Consider the following 19329-nt stretch of genomic DNA (forward strand, 5'->3'; position numbering starts at 1 on the left):
GGGCGCTCTCCGATGCTCTGGCCGTAGGCTGGGTGGGTGAGTCCAAGTGAGTTCCCCGTCACTCCCGACGGCCCGGTCGATTTCGATGATTCCGCGGCCTTCGAGAGCCCTGATCGCCCCCAGGGCGATATCCCCGTGCTCCGCGATCCCATTCTCGTAGCAGCCTTCGAAGGCTGGAACGACGCAGGTGACGCCGCCAGCGGCGCCGTCGAGCACCTCGAACTGATCTGGGATGCCCAACCGCTCGCGGAACTCGATTCGGAGGACTACTACGACTATCAGGTCAACCGCCCGACCGTACGGCAGGTCGACGGCGTCACCCGAGAAATCGTGTGGCCTGCCACACGTTTGTCCGTCTGCTCACCGCCTGGCAGCGAGAGCGACATCGTTCTGCTTCACGGTATCGAGCCGAACATGCGTTGGCGCAGCTTCTGCGAGGATCTCCTCGAGCTGATCGACCAACTGAACGTCAAGACGGTGGTCATCCTCGGAGCACTTCTCGCGGACACACCGCACACCCGTCCGGTACCGGTGACCGGAACCGCATACAGCAGCGAATCCGCAGCTCGATTCAACCTCGAGCAGACTCGCTACGAAGGCCCCACCGGTATCACCGGAGTTCTTCAGGACGAGTGCGTCCGGGCCGGCGTACCAGCCATCTCGTTCTGGGCAGCGGTGCCGCACTACGTGTCTCAGCCGCCCAACCCCAAAGCCACGGTGGCACTGCTGCAGCGCGTCGAAGACGTTCTCGACATCGAGGTTCCCCTGGGCGAACTCCCCTCTCAATCCGAGGACTGGGAAGAAGCGGTCAACGAAATGACTGCAGACGACGAGGAGATCGGCGAATACGTACGGACTTTGGAAGAGCGCGGCGACGCTGAGACAGACATCACAGAAGCAATCGCCAAGATCGACGGCGATGCGATCGCTGCCGAATTCGAGCGTTACCTGCGGCGGCGAGGCCCCGGTAGCTTCGGGCTGTGAGCAACACTTCTCCCGACGAAAACACGCACAACCCCAGACCGCTTCGCCTTCGCCTCCAGTTGATCGCGCTGTACGCCGGCGGGTTTCTCGGCCCGTTCGGCGGCGGCGTGGTGGCGTCCGTTCTCCCCGAGATCGGCGACGACCTGGGGGTCGGGGCGTCCGCGGCCGCGTCGTCGCTCACTGCGTACCTTCTGCCTTTTGCGGCATTGATGTTGGTGTCGGGAACTCTCGGCTCCCGGTGGGGCAAAGTGCGGACCGTCCGCATCGCGTATGGCGTGTATGTGGCCGCGTCGTTGGCATGTTTCCTGGCTCCGACGCTGGACATCTTCCTTGCAGCTCGGGTCCTGCAAGGTAGCGCCAATGCCTTCACAACTCCCCTCTTGCTTGCATCATTGGCAGCAGCGACGCCACAGGCCCGACTCGGCCGCGCGCTGGGCGCCTTCGGTGCGTTTCAGGCCGCCGGCCAGTCGTCCGCTCCCCTGATCGGCGGCCTCGCAGCCGAATTCGATTGGCGCCTCGCATTTCTCGTCATCGCGGTTGTAGCTGGAGTTCTGGGCGCCGTCGGGTTACCCAAAACCACGGCGCCTCCGTCTGCCGCGCCCGCCAGACTCCGTGACGCACTGCGTCCGGAAGTGCTGCGGATCGGCGTTGCCGCCCTCCTTGGTTGGGGCGCACTCGGCGGTCTGAGCTTCCTCCTGGCATTCCGGTTCGAGGACGAGTTCGGTCTCTCGCCCACAGCCCGCGGTCTGATGCTGACGCTGTTCGGTTTGGCCGGCATTATCGCCGCCCGACGAGCGGGAATCCTGATCGACCGCATCGGCGCCCGGAAGGCAGTGACCATCGGCGCAATCAGCGGCGCTGTACTCGTTGCAGTCGTAGGACTCGCGTCCGCTATCCCGGCGATTGCGATCGCCTGGTTTATTGCCGGTGTGTCCAGCCAGTTCGTACTCGTCGGCGTCAACGCGGCGGTGCTCGGCTCGCAGGGTCCGAATCGCGGCGGCGCGGTATCCGTCGTCCAGGCAATGCGCTTCGGCGGCGCGGCACTCGCTCCCCTCGCTCTCACTCCGATCTACGACGCCTCGTCCATCGCAAGTTTCCTGATACCCGCCGCTCTACTTGCTGTTGTGGCTCCGCTGATCATGCCTCGGCAGAAACCGTCGAATACCGCGGAGGCTTAGCCCCCTCCGTCGATGATTTTCTGATCCTTTGGGTTGCTGAAGTGCGGCGACTTGGTGAATTGAGGTCGTTGGTTCGGATAGAACTGACGACAAATATTCGGAAAATTTGGTGTTTCCGTCAGCGACAGATATTGATACAATGGAACAATGAGCGAATCCGAGTCGGAACCCGAGCGCCCCATCGACATTTTTCGGCGATCCGTCGCGATCATCGAAGAAAATCTGCCCGCCACCTGGTCACTGTCGACGCAACGCTCCCCCGATCTGTCCGAAGCACCCATTCGCCTCGACCTGCGCTCCCCTGACGGGTCGGTCGCGAAGTTCGGCGTCTACGCCGCACATGGAGTTCTCAGCAGCGACGTTCCCGGTATCGCCGACCGCTTCCCCACCGGGCAAACCGGGTTCGTCTGCGCCAAATATCTATCCGAACCGGTGCGCCGCCAACTCGACGCCCATGCACTCTCCTACGCCGATGCGACGGGCAACGTCTCACTCACCGCCGATCGCCCTGCCGTCTGGGTGCGAGGCAGGGGCGCCGACGCCGATCCGTGGCGCGGCCCCGGCCGGCCGTCGGGCCAACTGGCCGGCGATCCGTCGGCGCGGGTCGTGCGGGCGCTCGCAGATTTTGCTCCACCCCTGGCGATCACCGCTCTGGTCCGTTTGGCCGGGGCATCAACGGGCGCAACGTATCGAGTAGTGCAAACCCTCGCGGATCGGGAATTGGTGACCAGACTCCCCCGCGGCGGCATCGCCGACGCCAACTGGCAGAAAATGCTCCGGGAGTGGGCACAGGAATCCATCGCCAAAGCACCCACACCGCACGGCTTTCACGCTCCAGACGGACTTGAAGCGCTCTTCGATCAGCTCCGCCAACTCAGCGGACACATCTATGCGGCAACGGCATCCGTCGCTGCCGCGCCGTTCGCCCGGTATGCGCCCACTCAGCGGGCTCATTTCCACGCCGACAACGTCGACCAATTTGCCGACGCGTTGGGCCTGCGGCGCGTCGAGACCGGTGCCGATGTGTGGGTCACCGCTCCTCTGTCGCCGTCGGTGTTCGACCGAATTCTCACCCGCGACGGCATCCGGATCGTGTCTCCGAGTCAGGCCTACGCCGATCTTCTCGTCGGTCCGGATGCCGACGAAGCAGCGGCCGATCACCTCATGGGCTGGATGATCGAGAACGAATCGCAGTGGCGACGCGCCGCCTCCCCAGCCAAGGATCGACCGTAGGGAAATTCGGACGACACTCTCGCCTACGCTGTCATGGTGAATGAAACGCATATCGCGGGCGTAGCGACGGCGTACGCGGATACCCATCGACTGAAATTGTTTTCGTTCACGGTCGCCGAGAAGCGCGCCGAGTACCTGTGGGTGCTTCGCGCATTCGACCACGCCCGCGCCAATTACACAGTCCTGCTCCATGCGGGGACGGTCGCTCAGATCCTCGAGAAGATCGGTGGCTCGGATCCCGCCGCTCAGCTGTCGTCGACCGAGATTGCGCCTCTGCTGGACCAGTTGCACGTGTGGGAGATTCTCGAACGCAGCTACGACGGCACACGCGCCGCGTCGTTGGCCGAGTATCGGAACCGCCATTTTGTGTACCAGTTCGGCCAGGCCGGGTATCAGGTGTACCGGTCCGTCGAGGACGTTCTTGCCGCCAGGCTCGACAATTCGTCCCTCTCACGACTGGCGCTGGCGGACCTTCTGGCCGACATGTCGGAACTGGCCGAAGCCAATCGAACGGCAGACGGCGACCTCATCTTCCGCAAACTCAAACGCCTCGACTCGACACTGTCCGACATGGCCGATCGTGCCGCGCACTTCTATCTCACGCTCGGCGATCTGGTTCGGACGACGGAAGTGACGCCGCAGGCATTCCTGAACCACAAGGACGCCCTGCTGACGCACATGCGCGAATTCAGCTCCGACCTCGCGCGGTACGCCCCGAAACTCAAGGAAGCCATCGAGCACGTCGAATCGACGGGGGTCGACCGGATGATCCGGCTCGCTGCCGCCAGCGACGAGCGAGTGTTCGTTCCGATCGCCGAACGCGAAGATGACTGGATGGCTCGCTGGCGCGGTTTGACCGCGTGGTTCGTCTCCGCCGAGACCGGAATCAGTGAGTCCGAGCGACTGCGCGAAGGAACGATGAGCGCGATTGCCGCAGTGCTCGCGCTGTTGCGCCGCGTCACCGAAACCCGACGGGGCGGTGTCAGCCGCGAAAGCCAGCTGCGCCATCTCGCCGGGTGGTTTGCCGCCACACCGTCCGAGGACGCGGCTCATGCACTGTTCCAGGCCGTGTTCGACCTCGGTCGCCCGCGCCACCTGTCGATGGTTCACCCAGACGCCGACATTATTTCCCACCACCGATCCTGGTGGGAGGCACCGCCCGTCGAGATCGCCCGCACCCTGGCGGAAACAGGGCGCCCACCGTCGCCCGGCCTGCCCGGCAAGGTCGCCCGCAACGACGGAAGTATCCGACGGCTGCGCGAAGAACAGCTCGCGGCGCAGCGAACCCGCAGTGCCGCAGCACAATCCCTGGCCACCAACGGTGTGTATCAACGTGAGCTCAACGAGCAGGAGACCGAAGTTTTGCTGAGTTTGCTCAATGCCGCACTCACGGCCCGCGTGCCGGTGGTCGGCCGCGTCAAGAGTTCCACCGGTAGCGAGAACGGGGTGAAATTGACGCTGAGCCCGTCGGACGGTTCCACCACCATCACCACCGCGCGTGGCCGGATGCACCTCGACGGCATCGAGGTCAGCGTTCGATGAGAGCTCGCGAGATCACTCCCCTTGCGCTCGATTCGTATCAACGCGCGGCAAGGGTCATCCTGTCGAATCACCTGGTCACCACGTCGTATCCGGATCGGGCGGCGTTGCCACTGCTACGCCGGTGGGCCACCGAACTGCGAGATGACCTCCTCGACCTCTTCGGTTACCGCCTCGAGGTCACCGAGACAACGGCTCGGTTGTTCACGGTCTCCGATCGCCTCAACCCGTCGGCACCCGCCCAGACGGCAACCGAGCGCACGTTCGACCGCACCCGCTATTCGTACCTGGCCCTGTGCCTCGCCGCCTTGGGCCGCGCCGGCAACCAGATCACGTTGTCGGAGTTGGCAGATCACGTGGCCGCCGACGCCGCACAGGTGGACGGCGTCGAACTGTCCACCGATCGCGGCGCCGATCGCGACGCGTTTGTCGACGCCGTCGGCTGGCTCGGTGTGCGCGGCGCCATCGCACTCGCCGACGGTGACGCCAACGGCTGGGCATCCAATCCCGAAGCGGGAGAAGCGCTCTACGACATCGACCGATCCGTCGTCGTGGCACTGTTCCGCCCACCGCGCGCGCTGCAGCACCTGCATTCCATTCGCGGACTCCTCGCTGCCGAAACATCCCAGGCGGCTGAGGAAGACGGGGTTCCCGTGGACGCCAAGGCAATCGGGCGGCGAGTGCGTCGGGCTCTCGTCGAACGCCCAGTGGTGTTGGCCGGTGAACTCGATCAGCATGAACTGATCGCGTTGGCCCAACCCAAGACCGCGTCCGACGTCGAAATGTTGACCGGACTGGTTGCCGAGCGCCGGGCCGAGGGAATCGCGATGATCGACCCCACCGGGCGCCTGTCTGACGTGCGTTTTCCCAGCACCGGCACGATCGCCCAGGTCGCACTGCTGCTGGCCGGCGAAATCGCCGACCGGATACTCGACGTCGACGCGCCGGAACTGCCGAAACTCCCGCTTCCTCCCGAGTCCGACGACCACCTCATCGAGCAACTCGATGCAGCGATCCCCGAGGCCGGAATCTTCGAGGATCTTGCCGACGAGGATGCCGAACCGGTCGAACCTGCTGCGGAGCCTGCCGATCCCGAGGAACCGCCGACATATCCCCTGATCGACGACACGTGGCTGGCTGACAAGATCACCGAATTGGTGGATCAGTTCGGCCGAACGTTTGCGGCCCAGTGGCAGGCAGACCACAACGGACTGCGTAAACAGTCACTCGGACTGCTGCAGCGACTGCGCCTGACACACGCGGTACCCGGCGGAGTGCTCGTTCTGCCCGTACTCGCGCGCTACCGCGACGTTGTGGTCAATGTCCGCGAACGCGATCCCCTCATCGACTTTGCGGTCGACAACTCCGCACCCGAGCCCAGTTCCGAATTTTCCGGCAGCACAGAAGAACCAGAGGTAGAAAACGCATGAACAGCGCCCGTTTCCGACCTACCCGGGCCGGCATCATCAACCTCTGGGATTACCGCGACCAGGAATTCTCTTTCGCCGACGGCCGCCTGGTCCTTCGCGGACCCAACGGATCCGGCAAGACCAAGGCACTCGAGGTGCTGTTCCCGTTTGTCTTCGACGGCCGCATCGAACCGCGTCGCCTCAATCCGTTTGCCGGCGAAGAACGCACCATGAAGTCGAACCTGCTCTATCGCGGGCAGGACACCGCACACTCCTATGTGTGGATGGAGTTCTGCCGCGGCTCACTCGACGACCCCGAAGCCGTCACCGTCGGCATCGGCATGCGTGCGAGCCGAACCAACGACAAGGTCACACGCTGGTACTTCGTCGCCGACGGCCGAGTTGGTGTCGACTTCTCGCTGATCGGCGCCGACGATCGCCCGCTGACAAAGAAGCAGTTGGCCGAGCAACTGGGCAGTGACGCGATCACGGACCGTCCCCTCGACTACCGCACCGCCATCGACGCGCGCATGTTCGGCCTCGGCGTGCAGCGTTACGACCAGCTGATCAACCTGATCCTGACGCTGCGCCGTCCGCAGCTAGCGAAGAACCTTGACCCGAAGGGTCTTTCGCAGGCGCTCACCGACGGACTGCGCCCCCTCGACGATCAATTGGTGCTCGAAGCTGCCCGCTCGTTCAGCGACATGGAAGAAGTGGGCCGCGCGCTCGAGGGGCTGGCCGCTGCCGACGGCGCGGCCCAGACTTTCATCGGCGTCTACACCAAGTATCTGCGCCAGCAGTCGCGGGGCGAGATCGAACAGGTCGGGGCCCGCCTGGCCGCGGTCACCAAAGGTGTTGCCGCCATGGACGAATCGGCTGTTGCCCAGCTGCGGAGCCGAGAAGCGCGCACAGCAGCCGAAGAACGGTTCAATGCCGCCGAACAGGCACTCGATCACGCCCGCGCCAATGTCGAAGCGCTGCAACGCTCGAGCGCGTACGAAGGCAAGCAGCAGCTCGACGACCTCGCCCAGGCCGTCGCAACGCTGAAACTGTCCACCGAGCAGCAGGCCGACAAGTCCCGCAAGGCGCAGGCAACATTGGCGCAGCGCGGCGACGAAGCCGAAAAGGCCACCGCGTCGGTACGCCGCGGTGCCGAAGCACTCTCGCGGGCCGAGGACGAACTGCGCGTCGCCGCCGAAGACGCCGGTATCGTCTGGACACCGCTGCCGGACGGTTCCCGCAGCGATCAGATCACCGCTGCCGTGCGTGGCCACGCCGAAGAGCGCGACGGAGACGTTCGTGTTGTGCGCGCCGCCCTCGCCACCGTGGAGAAAGCCACCACCGAGCGGACCCGCGCCGAGAATTCGTCGCGTCGTGGCCAAGAACTGCTGGAATCAGCCAAAGCTGCGGTCCTCGAGGGCGAAGCCGCCGTCGAATTGGCTCGCAGTGAATGTGCGACCGGCCTTCGCTCGTGGTGGACCGGGCATTCGGAGCGCTACGCCGCTGCCGGCGCCGATACCTCACTGTTCGAGGCACTGGACAGTGCACTGTCGGCAGTCGGTGACGAAGACGCTCCGACGCTGGCTGCCGTACTCGCCGAACACACCGAGGCCGGAATCGAAGCCTTGCGGGAGCGGCGACGCAGTGCGGAAGCGGAAATCTCAGCCGCCCGCGCCTCAGTCACCGCACTGAAAGCCGAACGCAAGGCCGTCTCGGCCGAGCACGACGATGCTCCGCCCGCATTCCACGCCCGCACCGACAGCCGCAAGGACCTACCAGGTGCGCCCTTCTGGAGCCTTGTTCGGTTCGCCGAGTCTGTCGAACCCGACGTGGCCACGGGAATCGAATCCGCACTACAAGCGGCAAACATGTTGGACGGCTGGGTAGTGCCCGGCGAGCAACTGCCCGAATTCGTCAGCGAGCAATTCCTCACAGCACTCCCGACAAAGCAGCGGCCCAAGGGACGCACCCTCGCCGATGTTCTCGAGGTCGAGGGCAACTCCGACGTCCCCGACGCACAGGTCAGGGGAATTCTCGCCTCGATCAGCCTGGTCGAGAACGCGGACACCACCACCGCCGCAGTTGCTATCGGCGTCGACGGCCGATTCTGGCAGGGTGTTGTCCACGGACGGCACGTCAAGACCGATGCCGAGTACATCGGTACAACGGCCCGCGCGCGTCGTCGCGCTGCCCGGATCGCCGAAATCGACGTTGCCCTCGACGAACTTGCCACGGCAATCGACACCGGCACAGCACTCGTGGCGCACACAAACGAGCAGTTGGCTCAACTTGCCGCGGCCGCAAAGGAACTCCCCAAGACCGGCTCGATTCTGCGCGCGCTCAAAGCCGTCGCCGAATCGGCGGGCGCTCTGCGCACACGGTCCGAAGCAACAGACAGCGCGCAGCGTGAACTCGACGCGGCGATAGCGGATCTCGCGGCCAAGGAAAAGCAGTTGCGCTCGACGGCGTCGACGCATCGCACCCCGCACGCCGGCCGGGAACTCGACTCGTTGGCGGCGGCGATCCGTCACTTCGAGAAGCAAGGCGACGTCGCCCTGCGATGCCGACGCGAGTACGCCAAAGAAGTGGAACTCGAACGCGAATCGATCGACCGCCTCGACGAGTCACGCACCAATGCCGAGGAATTTGCCGAAGAAGCGGCCATCGCGGAGGAGAGTCTGCTCCAGCAGGTCCAACGCCTGGAAACCCTGCGCGACACCCTCGGCGCGAGTGCCGAGCAAATCGATCTCGACCTCGCCAAGGCGCGCGCAAAGATCGAGGAATGCAAAGTCGACCAACGCGCCGCCCGTAAGGCCTACGACGCGGCCGTGCTTCACATCGGCACCGCGGAGGGCGCTTACAACACTGCCGTCGAGACCTTGCGGCACACTCTCACCGAAACGCGTAGCGACGCAGAGCAACTCGCGCCGTACGCGCGACCCGATCTGCTCGAGCTGCTCGGCATCACCGAACCGCTGAGTTGGCCTGCCAGTTCCGCGGCGTGGATGAGCCCCGATCAACTCGTCTACCGGATCCAGAACGAGGACCGCACCGACGACGCCCCGCACCCGCCGGTACTGCCCGAAGACGTGGACAAGCTGTACCGGGCACTCGACGCGGCAACCTCGACGGTTCGCGTCACCGACGGTGCGCGCAAGGCAACCCGCACGGCCCTGACGTCCGCGCTGCAGGAATTCGACGCCCAACTCGCTGCCGCCGGCCAGGATTACCGCCTGCAGTGGGACGCACCGGACGGGCTCACCGTCGTCCGCGTGCAGGACGAACAGGGACACTCCTCGATCGGCGAGTTCGCAACCCGGATCCACGAAGCTCGCGGAGATCAGGAGCAGCTGCTCACCGAATCCGAGCGTCGCATTCTCGAAGACGCACTGCTCACCGGACTGGCCCAACAGATCCACGAGCGTACCGTCGACGCCCGCGAACTCATCGCGCAGATGGGCACCGAGATGCGCGAGCGGCACATGTCGTCCGGCAACACCATCGGCGTCCACTGGGTTCTGGCCGACAACCTCGACGACAGCTCCCGCGCCATCTCCAAACTGCTCGATCGAGACGCGTCGGCGCTGGGCGTGGACGAGTTGGCGACACTGCGCGCACATTTTGCGACGCAGATTCGCACTGCCCGGGCGGCGCATCCCGAGCGGTCGTACCCGGAGATCCTGTCGTCGGCACTCGACTACCGGCAGTGGCGGTTCTTCTCCTTCACCCTCATCAGCGGCGAAGGCAAGGAAGATCGACTCACCGTCGCCCGGCACAGCGCGCTGTCCGGCGGCGAGCAGTCGGTGTCGCTGCATCTGCCACTCTTCGCGGCAGCGCACGTCATGCTCGATTCAGCCGATCCGCATGCGCCGCGGCTACTTGCACTCGACGAGGCATTTGCCGGCGTCGACGACAACGGTCGAAGCGAGTTGTTGGGATTGAGCGTCCAGTTCGACCTCGACCTCTTCATGACGGGATACGACCTCTGGATCACGTACGCCGACGTCCCCGGGTGCGCGCACTACGACCTGGCTCACTCGACGGCCGAGCAAGCCGTCAGCGCCGCGCTGCTGGTGTGGTCGAACGGTGAACTGCTCGCCGAACACGACGGAACGGACTTGGCCAGAGCGCTTGGATCTCCGCTGCGCCGTAGGGTGCCCACCCCGGCCGAAGGTGCGCTCGACTACGCCTAACACTGTGCGCCTCGAGGTCGATGGAATGGGAAGCGCCCGGGTTGGGTACCACCGCACCACCCGCGCTTTTCATCCATGGGCCGAAACTTGCGAGCGGAGACGACATGAAGAAAGCCATCGCGACAATCATGATCGCGGGCGCAGCGTCGATGATGTGCGCCTGCGGAAACGACGACGGTGACCAGAACCAGGGCAACGGTCACGCCACCGGTCAAGAAACCATGCGAATGCCCGCCGGAACGTCGACGGGCGAGATGAGCGCTGTCGATCAGGGAAAGCTCACTGCATTTGTTGTGGCGTTTCGCACCCGCTACCCGGATCTTTCACAGGATCGAGACGATGAGGACATCAAAGAGATCGTGCTCGACACGTGCGACGACATCGCCGATGGTGCCTCGGAGCAACAAGTCAGCGACGAAATCCGCGATCAGGCCGAACACAACGGCGTTGTCCCGACCCAAGCCCAGGTCGACGAGATCTACGACATGGTGACGCCGGCGTGCCCGTGAAAGCACTGTGCGCCTTTGTTAACCGCCCGCGGTTGACAAAGGCGCACAGCTAATACATCAGCGCAGCGAAATCCCCAACAGGGCGTCGACGGCATCGGCGAACTCGCCCGGTGCCTGTGCGTCGGATCCGCCACCTTCGAGTGCACGACGCGCCCAACCGTCGAGGGCGTCAAGAGCCTTCGGGGTGTCGAGGTCGTCGGCGAGATGCTGACGCAACCGTGCAACTGTGTCGGTGACGGACGCAGCCGAACTCAGGGCAGCGGCAGCACGCCACACCTTCAGACGATCCTGCGCGTCCTCGAGGACCTGTTCGGTCCACGCCCGGTCCTGGCGGTAATGGCCGGACAGCAGTCCGAGACGGATCGCTGCGGGGTCGACCCCTTCGCCACGAAGCTTCGAGACGAACACGAGGTTGCCGCGACTCTTCGACATCTTCTCGCCGTCCAGACCGATCATGCCGGTGTGAACGTAGTGACGCGCGAAACGACGGTCACCCGTGGCACATTCGGCGTGCGCTGCCGAGAACTCGTGGTGCGGGAAGATGAGGTCGCTGCCGCCGCCCTGGAGGTCGAATCCCGAGCCGATGCGGTTGAGTGCGATAGCCGCGCACTCGATGTGCCACCCGGGGCGGCCCGGTCCGAACGGTGACGGCCAGGACGGCTCACCCGGGCGCACAGCCCGCCACACCAGTGCGTCGAGCGGATTGCGCTTGCCGGCGCGATCCGGATCGCCGCCGCGCTCGGCGAAGAACTTCTCCATGGTCTCGCGGTCGTAGCCGGACTCGTAACCGAACTGTTCGGTGGCGTCGGCCCGGAAATAGACGTCGGGGAACTCGGCGTCGTCGACGATGTAGGCCGCGCCGGATGCGACGAACTTCTCGACAAGTTCGACAACTTCGTTGATCGATTCGACAGCGCCGATGTAGTCCTTGGGAGGAAGCACGCGCAGCGCCTCCATGTCTTCCCGGAAGAGCGCCGTCTCGCGCATTCCGAGAACAACCCAGTCTTCACCGTCGCGGTTGGCGCGTTCGAAGAGCGGGTCGTCCACGTCGGTCACGTTCTGGACGTAGTGAACGTCGTGTCCGGCGTCGCGCCAGATACGGTTCACGAGGTCGAAGGTGAGGTACGTGGCGGCGTGCCCGAGGTGGGTCGCGTCGTACGGTGTGATGCCACAGACGTACATCGTGGCGGTCTTCCCGGGGGTGACTGGACGAACCTGACGGTCGGCCGTGTCGTACAGCCGCAACGGCGGCCCCTGACCGGGTACGGACGGGAGTGCGGTATCGGACCAAGACTGCATACTGGCGAGCCTAGTGGAGACTGGTCGAGGGCTCGGAAGGTGCTGGCTGATCCGGTGTCGGTTCCGGCGTGGACGCCAGCTTGCTCGGCCACCAGATCTTCTGCCCGATGTCGTACGTCAACGCCGGGACCAGCAGTGATCGGACAATCAACGCGTCGAGCAGCACACCGAACGCAACGATGAATGCAATCTGCGCGAGGAACAACAGCGGAATCACAGCCAACGCCGAGAAGGTTGCTGCCAGAACAACTCCGGCTGAGGTGATGACGCCGCCGGTGACGGTCAGTCCCCGGAGCGCGCCTGCCCGTGTACCGATCTTCTGTGCCTCCTCCCGAACCCGGGTCATCAGGAAGATGTTGTAGTCGATCCCGAGTGCGACGAGGAACACGAACGCGAACAACGGCACCACCGGATCTGCGCCGGGGAATCCGAAGACATGCTCGAATACGAGCGACGAAATACCCAGTGTCGCAGCAAAAGAGAGCACTACGGTGCCCATGAGCAGCAGCGGCGCAAGGAGTGATCGAAGCAACAGCGCGAGGATCGCGAAGACCACGAGCACTACCACCGGGATGATCAGCGTGCGGTCGCGCGTCGACGTGGTCTTGGTGTCGAGATCCGTTGCGGTGACACCACCGACCAAGGCGTTGGCCCCCTCGACGGAGTGGACTGAATCACGTAGTCGCACAATCGTGTTTTCGGCCTCGATCGAATCAGCGGCATCGGTCAGCGTCGCCTCGAGCGAGACACGGCCGTCGACGACAAGCGGCGCTCCCCCGTTCCGAACAACAGTGACGTCACTGACGCCGTCGACTCGGCTTGCCGCGACAACGGCATCCATCTGGTCTGCATCAGCGATCACAATCGCCGGGGAACCTGATCCGGCGTCGAAATGCTCGCCGAGAATCTCCTGACCCGCAACCGAGTCGACCTCGAGCAGAAAGACGTCAGACGACGCCACTCCGCTGGCCTTGAACTGCGGCATCATCAGCGCGAAGATCACCAGCACCAGCGTCGACGCCACCCAGAAACGACGCGGATGCCGCCCGATGCGAGCGGCAAGTCCGGCCCAGAAACGGTGATCGTCTGCCTCGTCGTGGTGGGCGACGTCGGCGTCGAATTTCGGCTTGGTCGGCCAGTACGCGGTACGGCCGAACAATACGAGAATGGCAGGCAGGAACGTCATCGATGCGAGGAACGATGCGGCGATACCGATGGCCGCGACGGGTCCCAATCCGCGGTTCGAGTTCAGATCCGACAACAGCAGGCACAGAACGCCCGCGATCACGGTACCGGCTGACGCTGCGACGGGTTCCAGCGTGGCACGCCACGCCACCCGCATCGCCGAGTATTTGTCCTGCTCGATGCGCAGTTCCTCGCGATAGCGTGAGACCAGAAGCAGCGCATAGTCTGTCGCGGCGCCGAACACCAGGATGAACAAAATGCCCTGGCTCTGACCGTTCAACGCGATGACGTCGGCGTCGGCCAGCGCGTACACCAACAGACTCGACAAGCCGAGCGCAAAGACCGCCGAGAAAATAACCACGAACGGCAGGATGGGACTGCGATACACCACGATCAAGATCAGAATCACCACTGATCCGGCCACCAGCAACAAGAGACCGTCGATGCCGGCAAAAGCGGCGGACAAGTCGGCGACCTGACCGGCCGGGCCGGTCACCAGTACGGTCAGTCCCTCCGGCGCGGATTCGAGCGCGGCACGCAGTTCCTTCACCGAGGTCTTGACCTCGACTGTGCTGTCGATCGGGAGGAACAGCTGCAACGCCTGACCGTCCGCCGACGGAATCGCGGGCGAGCTCGCGTCACCGAATCCTTCGGTTCCGACAAACTCTGCGACCGTGTCCGTCAGGAAGGCGCTGTCGCCACCCTGCAACCCACCCGAACGTTCTGCGACGATGATCGCCGGAACAAATCGTGTGTCGGTGAAACCTTCCTGGAGCTTGCCGACCTCGGTCGCTTCCGCCGATGCGGGCAGGAAGGACGTGTTGTCGTTCTGCTGCACTGTGCTCAGTTTTCCGGCAAACGGTCCACCGAAGCCGCCGATAGCCAACCAGCCGATTACCAGCAGAGCTGGCACAATCCATCTCAGGCGACGACGCGTACTCGTGGGTGTGCTCACGGTTTCTCCAGAGTTCGGTTTGGCTGATGCGTGATGGTCCCCTATTTTGTTCAGCAAGCTGAACAATTGCAAACGGAAGGCAGGAGTGTGACCGAGGATGGGCTCGAAAACTGGCCGACAGGCCGCTTGCTGTCGACTGCGGCGCGCCTCGTCGAACACTCGTGGGAGCAGGTCCTACGCAGCCAGGACATGACGCACGCCGGACTTATCGTCTTACATTCCATCGCCATGTCCCCCGCATCGCAGCGAGACATCGCCAAGAAGGCTCGGGTAACCGACCAGACCATGAGTCGGACCGTCGATCGCCTCGAGCGTGCCGGCTACGTCACCCGGGATACCGATCCGCGCGACGAACGACGACGCCTCATAGCCATCACGGCGTCCGGGCAAGCGACCTATGAACGCCTACTCGAACTCGAAAAGGACGAAGCCGCTCTGGCCTTCGGCGCCGGAGATGTGTCGGCATTGCGCGAACAGCTACTACGGCTGGTTCGGTCCCCGGAACTCAATCCCAAGTACAACGAAAACTAGTACAACGAAAACTAGAACGCCGGCCACGGGATCGTTCGATGCCCGTTCGGCACAGGCATGACTGCTGACAACGTCAGCTCACGCGCCCGCTGCGCCAGCGCCGCAATTTCGTCGTCGGTAACCAGTTCCGACAGTTCATCACCGAAACTGCCGTCGACAGTTGCCGCAAATTCCGCGACATCCGCGATCAAGGGCCCGGGAACTTGTCGGCCTGCCCATCCCCACAGGACAGTGCGTAGTTTGTTGTCCGTGTGCATGCAGATTCCGTGATCCACGCCGTAGACGGAGCCGTCGATCCCTTCGAGTGCATGACCACCTTTGCGATCCGCGTTGTTGATGAGGACATCGAGCACTGCCATCCGCTGAAGCCGGGGATCATCGGCGTGAATGAGCGAAACCGGTTCCCCCGCAGAATCGAACGCCTGAAGAACCTCGAACCATCCTGACGGGACATTGTCCGGGCTGCAGAGGTCGACGATGTCCGGCATGCCGAGCATGTCAGCGTGGCGGTCGACGGTGTCGATCCATTTCTGCACCATTCCTGGCCCAAAAGGTCCGTCGCGCAACACTGTTCGCGGGATGACACCCCACCCCAGCGCCTCGGACACCCGGTACGACGCCACTTCGCGCCCCGCCAAGGTGCCGTCCGGGAAGTCCCACAACGGGCGCTCGCCGCGCACCGGCTTGTAGACGACCCGCATCGACTCGTCACCGAGAACAGCGTCGCAGACCAAAGTTGCGTTGCTGGCAGTGGTGATCTGACCGATCACCGTCAGCTCACCTTCGAGCTGGACATCAGGGCCAGGCGAGCTCGACACCGCTCAGTCCTCGTCGGTGTCGGCGTCGTCGATCGCGAACCCGAACGAATCACCGCGGCGATATCCGTTGGTCCGGACACAGATATGTCCGTCCGGAGCGAGGGGTTCGCCGCACAGCGGACATGGCGCACGGCCGGCGGCAATCACTCGCTCTGATCGCAGTGAGAATTCGCGCGCCTGCTCCGGCGTCAAGAACACGCGGACCGCGTCGGGTCCGTCGTCCGAATCGTCGAGCACGACCGACTCGTCGAACTCGGTTTCGCTCACTGCAAGAAGTTCCACCACAACGGCGCCGGCATCTGCATCCCAGCCCAAACCCATCGTCCCGACCCGGAATTCGGCATCCAACGGAGTAACAAGCGGACTGAGGTCGGTGATATCACCGGCTTCCGGCGGAACCTCGGTGCCGAAACGGCGATGTACCTCTTCGAGGAGTAGACCCATCCGGTCTGCCAGTACCTGAACCTGCTGCTTTTCGAGCAGCACGCTCACTACTCGCGCCTCGTGCACGGCTTGGAGATAAAAAGACCTGTCACCGGGTTCTCCCACGGTCCCTGCGACAAATCGGTCAGGGGTGCGAAATACGTGAATCGCGCGCGACATTGCACCTCCTCGAATTCGAGCGGAACTTCCCTGGGTACCCATTATCCGTCACGATCACACTCCGACCTCGCCGCCAGGCACGGATTCCTGTTCGGGAGCGGAGCCATTGGTCGACGCCTTGGCCTGACCGATCGCCGCCAGCGCATCTCCGGTGTCGTTGACCCGCAGCACGAAGGGCGAGGTCGCGGAATATCGGATCACACTCATCGACGCTGGTTCGGCAACGATGCGCTGGAACGAATCGAGATGCATCGCGTACGCGTCCGCCAGTACGGATTTGATGACGTCGCCGTGTGTACAGGCAATCCACACGACGTCTTTGCCGTGCTCCTCGGCAAGCCTTCTGTCGTGTTCACGAATCGCGGCAACGGCCCGCGCTTGCACTTGCGCCAGCCCTTCACCATCGGGGAAGACGGCACCTGACGCGTGCCGCTGCACAACTTTCCACAGCGGTTCCTCGAGCAAATCCTTGAGGGGGCGGCCCGTCCACTGCCCGTAGTCCACCTCGACGAGGCGTTCCTCGACAACGGGAGTCAATCCACGGTCCGCGGCGATGGGACCCACCGTCTGCTCACATCGCAGCAGCGGGGACCGCACGATCTCGGCAATGTCGAGACCCACCAACCTGTCTACGACGGCCGCTGCCTGTTTCCGGCCGTGATCGTCGAGTTCGACGCCCGGCGTGCGACCGGCAAGTGTGTGGGCCGTGTTGGACGTCGACCGCCCGTGCCGCAGAAGGACAACTGTCATGCCATAACCCTAATGGGGCGGCGCAGAGCGCGGCGGGCGGTCGACGTCGAAACCGGCGTTATGTCGCGGACACAACCCCTGTGGCCAGCAACGCAAGGACGACTACGCCGAGAGCGATTCTGTAGCCGACAAACCAGTACATCGAGTGATTGACCACAAACTTGAGCAACCACGCGATGGCCGCATAGCCGACCGCAAACGCGATCACCGTCGCGACAAACAGCTGGGGGCCACTGGCGTTCAGTCCCTCACCCGCAGGTTCGAAGGCATCGGGAAGGCTGAACAGTCCCGACGCCAGCACCGCCGGGATCGCCAGCAGGAACGAATAGCGTGCGGCGGCCTCACGTGTCAGTCCGAGAAACAGACCGGCGCTGATGGTTCCACCCGAACGCGACACTCCGGGGATGAGGGCGAGCGCCTGCGCCGAACCCATGATGATGCCGTCACGCGCCGTGAGGGACTCGATGGGTCGGGACTTACGTCCGTAGTACTCGGCGGCGGCGATCACGAGCGCAAACACGATCAGCATTGTGGCGATCAGCCACAGATTTCGTGCGCCGGTACGGATTTGGTCCTTGAACAGGAACCCGAGAATACCGACGGGCAGCGTGCCGATGATGACGTACCAGCCCATCCGGTAGTCGAGGTCGCCGCGATGCTCGGCGTGGAACAACCCTCGGAACCACGCGGTGATGATCCTCACGATATCGCGCGCAAAATAGATCAGGACCGCGAGTTCGGTGCCGAGCTGAGTCACCGCGGTGAAGGACGCACCGGCATCACTTCCGAAGAAGATCTCCGAGACGATGCGCAGATGCCCCGACGACGAGACGGGAAGAAATTCGGTCAATCCCTGCACGAGCCCCAGGACCATGGCCTGTAGCCATGTCATCGCCTCACCCATCAGAGAACCGCCCGGACTGATGCGAACTGCACTGATTCGAATGGGATTACTACACAACAGTTTCGTGGGGCGAGTTCACTTTTCACTGGCGTCACGCTACCGGTGCACCGCCAGACGTGCCGCGCCCGGCACGCTGATGCCCGAATCCCCCGAGTTCGGTCGGGTGACCACTAGTCTGCACGTGGTGAGAACTCCCGGGTGCGACGTACGCTCCCGGGTCGGGCGTGAGATGGACGGCATTGATGAAACACAGATCAGTCGGAACGAGCGGACTTCGGGTGTCGCGACTTGGACTCGGCACGCTCACCTGGGGACGCGACACCGACGGGGACGAGGCCGCCGCACAACTTCTGGCATTTGCGGAAGCCGGCGGAACCCTGGTGGACAGCTCCCCCGCGTACGGTGACGGCGCGGCTCAACGACTCCTCTCCGAACTTCTCGACGACGTCGTCCCCCGCGACGAACTGATCGTCAGCTCGAGCGCGGGGATCCATCCCAACCCGATCGGCACGGATCGCGTCGACTGCTCGCGGCGAGGCCTGCTCCGCCAATTGGACGCCACACTGCGCGAACTCGGCACCGACTACCTCGACATGTGGCAAGTCGCGACTTGGGATCCGCTGACCCCGGTCGACGAGGTCGCTGCAACTCTCGACTACGCGGTCTCGAGCGGCAAAGTGCGCTATGTCGGCGTGCGCGGCTACCTCGGGTGGCAGTTGGCTACGGCCGTCGGCGCCTGTGGCACAACATCTCTCACCGCCACTCAGGCGGAGTACTCCCTTTTGGCGCGAGGCGTCGAAGAGGAATTGTTTGCTGCCGCATCACACCACGGCGTCGGAGTCTTTGCCGCTGTCCCCCTCGCCGGCGGTGTCCTCACCGGTAAATACCGCGGCGGGATTCCCGTCGATTCCCGCGGCGCCGACGACGCTCATTCCCACCACGTGCAGAGCTACCTCACGGATTCGTCGGTCCGGGTTGTCGACGCCGTCGTTACAGCCGCCGACGGTCTGGGTACCTCACCGTTGGCTGTTGCTCTCGCCTGGGCTCGCGATCGCCCCGGAGTTGCCAGCGCCGTCGTCGGTACTCGGGATCTCGCGCAATTGACGGGTGTACTGGTAGCCGAGGAGTTGGAGTTGCCTGCGGCGATCGCTGCTGCACTCGACGACGTGAGCGCGTAACTTGCGGTCTCACTCGACGAAATACCCGAATTACCCATTTAGCGAGGGCAGGCTAACCTAG

At 64.0% G+C, this 19329-nt stretch carries 15 protein-coding genes; 9 read left to right on the forward strand and 6 right to left on the reverse strand.

Translation table 11 applies throughout. The features are described from left to right. Positions 1-36: 36 nt before the first annotated feature. The 7 genes from C7T36_RS23655 to C7T36_RS23685 all read left to right on the forward strand — a co-directional run bounded on the left by C7T36_RS23655 (position 37) and on the right by C7T36_RS23685 (position 11045). Positions 37-984 carry a PAC2 family protein gene (locus C7T36_RS23655; RefSeq protein ID WP_033231939.1) on the forward strand — a complete coding sequence of 316 codons (948 nt, stop codon included), beginning with the start codon at positions 37-39 and terminating at the stop codon, positions 982-984. Then, complete coding sequence (locus C7T36_RS23660; RefSeq protein WP_045067837.1) at positions 981-2162, forward strand: MFS transporter; 1182 nt, start codon at positions 981-983, stop codon at positions 2160-2162. Before C7T36_RS23655 ends, C7T36_RS23660 begins: the two co-directional genes overlap by 4 nt. Positions 2163-2309: 147 nt before the next feature. After that, positions 2310-3395 carry a helix-turn-helix domain-containing protein gene (locus C7T36_RS23665; protein WP_033231937.1) on the forward strand — a complete coding sequence of 362 codons (1086 nt, stop codon included), beginning with the start codon at positions 2310-2312 and terminating at the stop codon, positions 3393-3395. A gap of 33 nt (positions 3396-3428) precedes the next feature. Beyond that, on the forward strand, positions 3429-4937 hold the full coding sequence (locus C7T36_RS23670; RefSeq protein WP_045067838.1) for a TIGR02677 family protein: 1509 nt from the start codon (positions 3429-3431) through the stop codon (positions 4935-4937). After that, complete coding sequence (locus C7T36_RS23675) at positions 4934-6364, forward strand: DUF2398 family protein (protein WP_045067839.1); 1431 nt, start codon at positions 4934-4936, stop codon at positions 6362-6364. Before C7T36_RS23670 ends, C7T36_RS23675 begins: the two co-directional genes overlap by 4 nt. Continuing rightward, positions 6361-10536 carry a TIGR02680 family protein gene (locus tag C7T36_RS23680; RefSeq protein ID WP_045067840.1) on the forward strand — a complete coding sequence of 1392 codons (4176 nt, stop codon included), beginning with the start codon at positions 6361-6363 and terminating at the stop codon, positions 10534-10536. Before C7T36_RS23675 ends, C7T36_RS23680 begins: the two co-directional genes overlap by 4 nt. Positions 10537-10640: 104 nt before the next feature. Next, positions 10641-11045, forward strand: a complete 405-nt coding sequence (locus C7T36_RS23685; protein ID WP_045068163.1) for a hypothetical protein — start codon at positions 10641-10643, stop codon at positions 11043-11045. Positions 11046-11102: 57 nt separating this feature from the next. Here C7T36_RS23685 and mshC read toward each other — a convergent pair whose 3' ends face one another. Together mshC and C7T36_RS23695 are read right to left on the reverse strand one after the other, a co-directional pair. Beyond that, positions 11103-12344, reverse strand: a complete 1242-nt coding sequence (gene mshC / locus C7T36_RS23690) for a cysteine--1-D-myo-inosityl 2-amino-2-deoxy-alpha-D-glucopyranoside ligase (protein WP_045067841.1) — start codon at positions 12342-12344, stop codon at positions 11103-11105. A 10-nt stretch (positions 12345-12354) separates the two neighbouring features. Next, positions 12355-14484 (reverse strand): MMPL family transporter, encoded by a 2130-nt coding sequence (locus C7T36_RS23695; RefSeq protein ID WP_045067842.1) that lies wholly within the window; start codon positions 14482-14484, stop codon positions 12355-12357. 87 nt (positions 14485-14571) lie between these two features. On the opposite strand from C7T36_RS23695, the gene C7T36_RS23700 reads away from it, so the two are divergent. Then, entirely contained in the window at positions 14572-15015 is a 444-nt protein-coding gene (locus C7T36_RS23700; protein ID WP_033231932.1) for a MarR family winged helix-turn-helix transcriptional regulator, read from the forward strand. 11 nt (positions 15016-15026) lie between these two features. Here C7T36_RS23700 and C7T36_RS23705 read toward each other — a convergent pair whose 3' ends face one another. From C7T36_RS23705 to C7T36_RS23720, 4 genes are read right to left on the reverse strand one after another with little or no spacing between them, the layout of a single operon-like run. Beyond that, positions 15027-15833, reverse strand: coding sequence for an SCO1664 family protein (locus C7T36_RS23705; protein ID WP_045067843.1), 807 nt, complete (start codon positions 15831-15833; stop codon positions 15027-15029). Positions 15834-15836: 3 nt separating this feature from the next. Next, on the reverse strand, positions 15837-16436 hold the full coding sequence (locus C7T36_RS23710; RefSeq protein WP_033231930.1) for a DUF3090 domain-containing protein: 600 nt from the start codon (positions 16434-16436) through the stop codon (positions 15837-15839). A gap of 54 nt (positions 16437-16490) precedes the next feature. Continuing rightward, entirely contained in the window at positions 16491-17186 is a 696-nt protein-coding gene (locus tag C7T36_RS23715) for a histidine phosphatase family protein (RefSeq protein ID WP_033231929.1), read from the reverse strand. Between the two features lie 58 nt (positions 17187-17244). Next, complete coding sequence (locus C7T36_RS23720; protein ID WP_080711626.1) at positions 17245-18090, reverse strand: undecaprenyl-diphosphate phosphatase; 846 nt, start codon at positions 18088-18090, stop codon at positions 17245-17247. Positions 18091-18332: 242 nt separating this feature from the next. On the opposite strand from C7T36_RS23720, the gene C7T36_RS23725 reads away from it, so the two are divergent. After that, positions 18333-19268 (forward strand): aldo/keto reductase, encoded by a 936-nt coding sequence (locus tag C7T36_RS23725; RefSeq protein ID WP_033231928.1) that lies wholly within the window; start codon positions 18333-18335, stop codon positions 19266-19268. Positions 19269-19329 lie beyond the last annotated feature (61 nt).

Origin of the sequence: Rhodococcus sp. AD45-ID, from assembly GCF_003023755.1 — a bacterium.
Lineage (GTDB): Bacteria > Actinomycetota > Actinomycetes > Mycobacteriales > Mycobacteriaceae > Rhodococcus_F > Rhodococcus_F globerula.